The 6,236-nt window shown below is 72.1% G+C and carries 5 protein-coding genes; 1 reads left to right on the forward strand and 4 read right to left on the reverse strand.

Annotated elements, in window-relative coordinates:
• Window positions 1-95 precede the first annotated feature (95 nt).
• Complete coding sequence (locus Mterra_RS17880) at window positions 96-1,121, reverse strand: ABC transporter substrate-binding protein (protein WP_119316384.1); 1,026 nt, start codon at window positions 1,119-1,121, stop codon at window positions 96-98.
• A gap of 169 nt (window positions 1,122-1,290) precedes the next feature.
• Here Mterra_RS17880 and Mterra_RS17885 point away from each other — a divergent pair, with 169 nt between their 5' ends.
• Complete coding sequence (locus Mterra_RS17885; RefSeq protein ID WP_119316385.1) at window positions 1,291-2,886, forward strand: Na/Pi cotransporter family protein; 1,596 nt, start codon at window positions 1,291-1,293, stop codon at window positions 2,884-2,886.
• Window positions 2,887-3,048: 162 nt separating this feature from the next.
• On the opposite strand, the gene Mterra_RS17890 is transcribed toward Mterra_RS17885, so the two are convergent.
• From Mterra_RS17890 to Mterra_RS17900, 3 genes are all read right to left on the reverse strand, one after another.
• Window positions 3,049-3,999, reverse strand: a complete 951-nt coding sequence (locus tag Mterra_RS17890; RefSeq protein ID WP_170159728.1) for a GGDEF domain-containing protein — start codon at window positions 3,997-3,999, stop codon at window positions 3,049-3,051.
• 24 nt (window positions 4,000-4,023) lie between these two features.
• Window positions 4,024-4,956, reverse strand: coding sequence for a nitroreductase family protein (locus tag Mterra_RS17895; protein WP_119316387.1), 933 nt, complete (start codon window positions 4,954-4,956; stop codon window positions 4,024-4,026).
• An 81-nt stretch (window positions 4,957-5,037) separates the two neighbouring features.
• Window positions 5,038-6,126, reverse strand: coding sequence for a prepilin peptidase (locus tag Mterra_RS17900; RefSeq protein WP_119316388.1), 1,089 nt, complete (start codon window positions 6,124-6,126; stop codon window positions 5,038-5,040).
• Between the last annotated feature and the right edge of the window lie 110 nt (window positions 6,127-6,236).

Here is a 6,236-nt window from a genome sequence, read left to right on the forward strand (position 1 = left end):
CATGGGGGCGAGGGCGGCGCGCGGGCGGGCGGCGGGAGGTGGGCAGCGGGCTGAGGCCCAGCCCCCGCCCCTGCCGGGAGGTCCGGGCGCGGGCGCTAGCGGGGCTGCGGGAAGATGTCCTTGGTCCAGCGGCCCACGATGCGGTTGCGCACGTCGGTGGAGCCGTACTTGGCGAAGTCGTACTTGATGAGGGTAATGGAGGCCAGCTTGGGCGAGTTCGGCGGGACCGGGGTCTTCTTGTTCGACTGGATCTGCAGCGAGCCCGCCTTGGCCGCGATGGCCTGGGCCTCGGGCGTCAGGGCCCACTCGATGAAGCGGATGGCCGCCTCGCGGTTGGGCGCGCCCTTGATCAGGCTCAGCCCGCCGATCTCGTAGCCCACGCCCTCGAGCGGGAAGTAGATCTTCAGCGGGAAGCCCTCCATGGCGAACTTGACGCCGTCGTGGGCGAACTGGATGGCGATGGCCACGTCACCGCGGCCGGCGAGCTGGCCGGGGGCCGAGCCCGAGCGGGTGTACTGGGCGATGTTGCGGTGGATCTTGGCGAGCAGGCTGAAGGCCTGGTCCTCGCCGTAGATCTGGACCAGCGTAGCCAGGATGGTGTAGCCGGTGCCCGAGGTGTTGGGGTCGGGCATGGCGATGAGGCCCTTGTAGCGGGGGTCGGCCAGGTCGGTCCAGCGCTTGGGCTCGGGGAGGTTGCGCCGCTGCAGGACCTGGGGGTTGACCACGAAGCCGATGGCCCCGGTGTAGAGGGGGATGTAGGTCTCGCCGACCGCCTTGCGCAGGTCCTCGCGGATGTCGTTCCAGGCTTTGGGCTTGTAGAACTCGGTGAGCCCCTCGTTGAAGGCGATGAGGTGGGGGTCGCCGGTGCCGCCGAACCACACGTCGAACTGCGGCCTCGAGGCCTCCGCGCGCAACCGGGCCAGGCCCTCGCCCGAGCTCAGCCGCACGAAGCGGAGGTCGATCCCGGTGGCCTGCTTGAAGGCCGGCCCCAGCGCCTCGCACCAGGCCAGGTCGGGGCTGCACAGGACGTTGACCACGCGCTGCTGGGCGGACGCAAACCCCACCAGGCCGAGGGCCGCGACGGGAATTAAACGCAGGGCCCGTGCGATACGGTTCGCCATATTTTCCTCCTTAGGCCGAATCATTAGGCTTCGTCAGGGAATTGTCAAGGGTCGGGCGGGCACCGTTCCCGACGGGGAATGTCGCGGGGGCATGTGGTATATTTACGTTCGCCGCCATGCCCCAGGATCGCCTGCACCCCCCCCAGCAAGCCGCCGGGGAGGTGGGCTGATGCTCGAGGCCCTGGGCGGGCTGGCCCTGCTGGTGCGGGGGCTGGGCGTCCTCGCCCAGGCCCTGGCCGTGCTGGTGGGGGGCCCGGCCCGCAAGGTGCTCACCTGGGCCACCGCGGGCCCGCTGCGGGCCTGGCTGGCGGGCACTTTGGTGGGGGCCATCTCCCTCAACAGCTCGGCGCTGGGGCTCACCGCCATCGGCCTGGCCGAGGTGGGCATCGCCGGCTTCGCCCCGGCGCTGGTGCTGGGCCTGGCGGCCAAGGGCGGGGCCACGGTGGCGCTGCTGCTCGTGGCGACGCCGCTGAGCGCCTTCGCCCTGCCCCTGGTGGGGGTGGGCTTCGCGGTGGGCCTGTTCAAGCGGCTGCAGCCCTGGGGCGAGGCTTTGCTGGGACTGGGGATGCTGCTCTTCGGGGTCGCGCTGATGGTGCGGGGCCTGATGCCCCTGACCGAGGGCGAGCTCTTCACGCTGGTGCGGGAGGGCCTCGAGGCCTCCCCGCTGGGCCTGTGGGTGCTGGGCTTCGCCCTGGCCTCTGTGCTGGGCTCGGCCAACGCCGTCGCCGCCATCGCGCTGGCCCTGGCGGGGTCGGGGGGGCTGGGGCTGGGGGCCGCGCTGGCCCTCACCCTGGGCGGCGGGGCGGGCTCGGGCATGATCCTGGTGCTCACGAGCTGGAAGGGCACCCCCCTGGCCCGGCGCATCGCCCTGGCCCACCTGGGCTGGAAGGTGGCCTTCTCGGTGCCCCTGCTGATCGTGCTCGAGCCCTACGCCGCGCTCAGCGCCCGGCTCGCCGCCGCGTTCGGCCCGGTCTCGGGCCCCGCGGCGGCCGTGGCTTTGGCCCACCTCGCCTACCACGCCGGGGCCTCGCTGCTGGCGCTGCCCCTGTTGCGGCCCCTCGAGCGCCTCACCCGGCAGCTCGTGCCCGACGCCGGGCAGGAGATCACGCCCAAGTACCTCTCGGCCGAGGCCCTCGACTCGCGCGAGCTGGCCTCGAGCCTGGCCCTGCGCGAGGTGGGCCGCATCGGCGACCAGCTCTCGCAGATGCTCTCCGAGACCGTGCGCATCCTGGCCCAGGGCAAGGGCGACGCCGCCGACGTGGCCCGGCGCGAGGAGAAGGTGGACCAGCTCGCCCGGGCCATCGTGCTCTACCTCAGCGACCTCTCGGCCCGCCACCCCGGCGACTCCCCGCTAGCGCTGATGATGGCCGCCAGCGAGATCGAGCACATGGGCGACCAGGTGCGCCGCATGCTGCGCAAGCAGGACAAGCTCTACGCGCAGAACCTCGAGTTCTCCGAGGAGGGCCGCACCGAGCTCGCCGAGGCCGCCGAGCGGGTGCTCAAGCGCCTCCACCTCTCCCTCGCCGCCCTCGCCACCCGCAACGGCAGCCTGGCCCACCAGGTCATCGCCGAGCGCCGGCACATGGAGGCCTACCTGCTCGAGCTGCGCCGCTCCCACCTCGGCCGCCTCGAGCAAGGCCGCGTGGAGTCACGGGCCACCACCCTCGCCCACCTCGACCTCCTCATCGTCCTCGACGAGCTCGACCAGAGCATCACCCGCCTGGCCGCCCTCTCCCGCGACCTGCACCAGCCCGCGCCAGGGTGAGCGGTAAGCCGTCAGCGGTCAGCTTGTGGCTCGTGACGCGTGGTTTGTCGAGGGCCAAGGCGTCCCGCGTCTCGCGTTTCGCGTGCGACGTAGGACGTAAGACCGGTGTCTAGCGTTCGGCGTACGGCGTACGACCCGCGCTAAGCGCCCGGCTACCGACCCTCAAGGAAGCTTCGGCATCCGGATCGGCCGCTTGTTCGCTTTCTCGGCGTAGAGGTGCTGGTCGGCCTGGGCCAGCGTCTCGTCGAGGGAGCCCAGCGCCTCGCTCCAGCCCACCGAGACGTTGGGGAACACCGCCCGCACGCGCAGGCTCACCGAGCTGCCTTCGGAGAGGCCGAGGTGCAGGCCGCAGAACTCGTCGCCGCCCAGGCGGTAGAGCCCGTCGCCCTCGCGCACGTTGAGGCGCAGGGCCTGGGCGAAGTCGCGGATGTAGGCGTCGCCGGCGACGTGGCCTTGGTCGTCGTTGACGGCCTTGAGGTCGTCGAGGTCCCACAGCGTGAGCAGGAGCGGCACCCCGGCCCGCTTCGCCAACGCCTGCAGGCGCACGAAGTCGGCCTCGAGCACCCGCCGGTTGCCGAGCTGGGTCAGGGGGTCCTGCAGGGCGGCGTTGGCGAGGTTCTCGTGGGCCTCCTCCAGCCGCCGCAGGCTGTAGTGGGTCACCAGGCCCAGCAGGGCCACGAAGGCCAACACGTAGCCCGCGCTGAGCTGTTCGGGGAGGGTGGGGTTTTGCAGGCGCGAGAAGCCCATCAGCACCGCCAGGGCGAAGCCCCACACGCCCCACACCACCGACAGCCCCAGCAAGGCGGGGGCCACCAGGGCCACGTAGGCCTCCTCGCGGAAGTCGAAGCGGCCGGGCAGGCCCTCCGGCTGGGCGATGTACCACGTCGCCAGCAGGAAGCCCAGCACCAGGTGCAGGGTGATGGCGGGCTTGGGCGCGAGGCGGCGGGCCAGCCACCAGCCCAGCACGGTCGCGGCGGCGTAGGTCCCGTCGAGCAAGAACTCGGGCCAGCGCCCGAAGAAGGGATGGATGAACACCGCGGGCACCATCACCAGCGCCGCGATGACCCAGTACAGACGGTACGCCCTTTGCTGAGGGGACTCGAGCGAATTCATTCCTATTGCGCCCAGCATAGCCCCCTACCCACCGTTGGGCAAGGGCGGCCGGAACGGTTTTCCCGCCGAGGCCAGCGCCCCGCTCAGCGCACCGCCGGGCTTTCCCTCCCCCCGGCTGGCTTCCGGCTCGCGCTCGACCCAGCAGACGCCCTCGCGGAAGAGCACCGAGCGGTAGCCCTGGGCGAGGGCCTGCTCGATCAGGCCCCCCAGCGAAGGGGCGTCCGTGCCCGGGGGCAGGTCGGGGTCGAAGCCCTGCCGGGCCGTGAAGCGCTGGTAGGCCGGTTCGCGCTGTTCCATGATCCCCCCCCGGGTGAAGTAGCGCTCGAGCACCTTGTACCAGTCTGCGCTGCGGGTGATGGGACGCATGTCCTCGTAGGCCTGCTCCAGCTCGGCGGGCCCGGGCTCGCGGTAGCGGTCCTCGTGCACGACCAGGCTGCGGGAGAGGCGCGGCCGCGGGGCGGGGACCTCCTCGGGCACGCCCACGCACAGCCCGGCCACCGGGAAGACCCCCTCGGGCAGGGCGAAGAGCTCGCCCAGGGCCTCGACGGCCTCGAGCACCCCCCCGATCCAGCAGATGCCGTAGCCCAGGCTCTCGGCCGTGGTCGCCAGGGCACTGCCGGCGAGCACCGCGTCGGCGACGGCGAAGTGGGCGGCGGTGCGGGGCCAGTGGCCCCACTCCCCGCCCCGGTGCTCGACCAGGCGGCGCAGCCGGTGCACGTCGGCCAGGAGCACGAAGAACTCGGCGGCGGTCTGGACGTGCGGGTTGTTGGACAGCCGGGCCACCTCGGCCCGCAGGGCACCGTCGCTCACGCGCAGCAGGCTGTACATCTGCGCCGTGGCGTCGGTGGGGGCGCGCTGGGCGGCCAGGAGGAGCTTGTCGAGGTCCCCCTCGCGCAGGGGCTCGGGCCTGAACTTGCGCACGCTGGCGCGGCGGAGGAAGAGGTCGTAGAGGTCCACGCCCTAAAGCCTAAAACCCCCCGGACCCCCGCGATTGGGGCGTAAGTCCCGGAACTTCACCCGGGGGCGGAGGGCTCGAGGCTACGGCCCCACGCCCAGGTAGCCCAAGTACCAGCCGATGAGGTCCTGGCCGAAGAAGAAGGCCACCAGCCCGCCCAGGGCCAGGTAGGGCACGAAGGGCACCTTGCGCTCGCGCAGCGCCAGCCCGATCACCGCCCCCGCCACCACCGCGACCATCAGGCCCACCAGGAAGGGGCCCACCCCCAGCCACGCGCCCAGGAGCCCGGCCAGCTTGACGTCGCCGAAGCCCATCACCACCACCTCGTCAGGGTCGTCCTCGGGCTCGGGCTGGAAGGCCCAGTACAGGCCGCCGGTCAGGGCCAGGCCGCCCGCCGCGATGAACAGGCCGTGCAGGCCGTCGAAGGGCCAAGCTGGGACCAGGTAGGCCACGACGGGCCCCAGCGCCGCCAGCCCCAGGGTGAGCCCGTCGGGCAGGGCCCACACCCGCTTGGTGCGGGCGTTGAGCGCCCAGTTGAGGAAGCCCGCCACCAGCCCGGCGGCCGGGCCGAACCAGGCCCCCACCATCGCCGCGAGGTGCAGGGTGTGCAGCCCCACGGGGTATTCCCGCTTGCCGTCGCGGAAGCGCCGCACGACGAGCGAGCCGTAGCTGCCGATGAGCGCGATGACCCCCGCGCAGATCAGCGCCGCGTCGAGGGCCTGGCCGAAGGGCTGGGGGAAGGCCAGCAGGGCCGCGGCGCCCAGGCCCAGGAAGAGCCCGCCGAAGTTGATGCCGTCGGGGACGGTGTAGGTGTCGATGTCGATGAAGGAGAGCGCCACCAGAATGGCGATGAAGGCCCAGATCAGCAGGAGTTCGGGGAACTCGGGCCGCAGCCAGGCCGCCAGGGCGAACAGCAGGCCGGTGAGGGCTTCCACGGCGGGGTAGCGGGCCGAGACCGAGGCCCCGCAGTGCTTGCAGCGGCCGCGTTGGAGGGCCCAGGACACGATGGGCACGAGCTCGGCGGGGCCCAGGCGGTGGCCGCAGGAGGGGCAGCTCGAGGGCGGGTACACCACCGACTTGCGGGCGGGGACCCGGTAGATCACCACGTTGAGGAAGGAGCCGATCACCGCTCCCAGCACGAAGGCGAAGACGATCAGCAGGGCCGAGGTCACGCGTGTATTTTACGGGCCGCCTCGAGCCCGGCCGGTGCAAAGCTGGGGCTGGGGGGGCTCGAGCTAAAGAATTGCCAAACCCGGTTGTGGCTTGGGTGGGTGTTTGTCGG

Origin of the sequence: Calidithermus terrae, from assembly GCF_003574345.1 — a bacterium.
GTDB lineage: Bacteria > Deinococcota > Deinococci > Deinococcales > Thermaceae > Calidithermus > Calidithermus chliarophilus.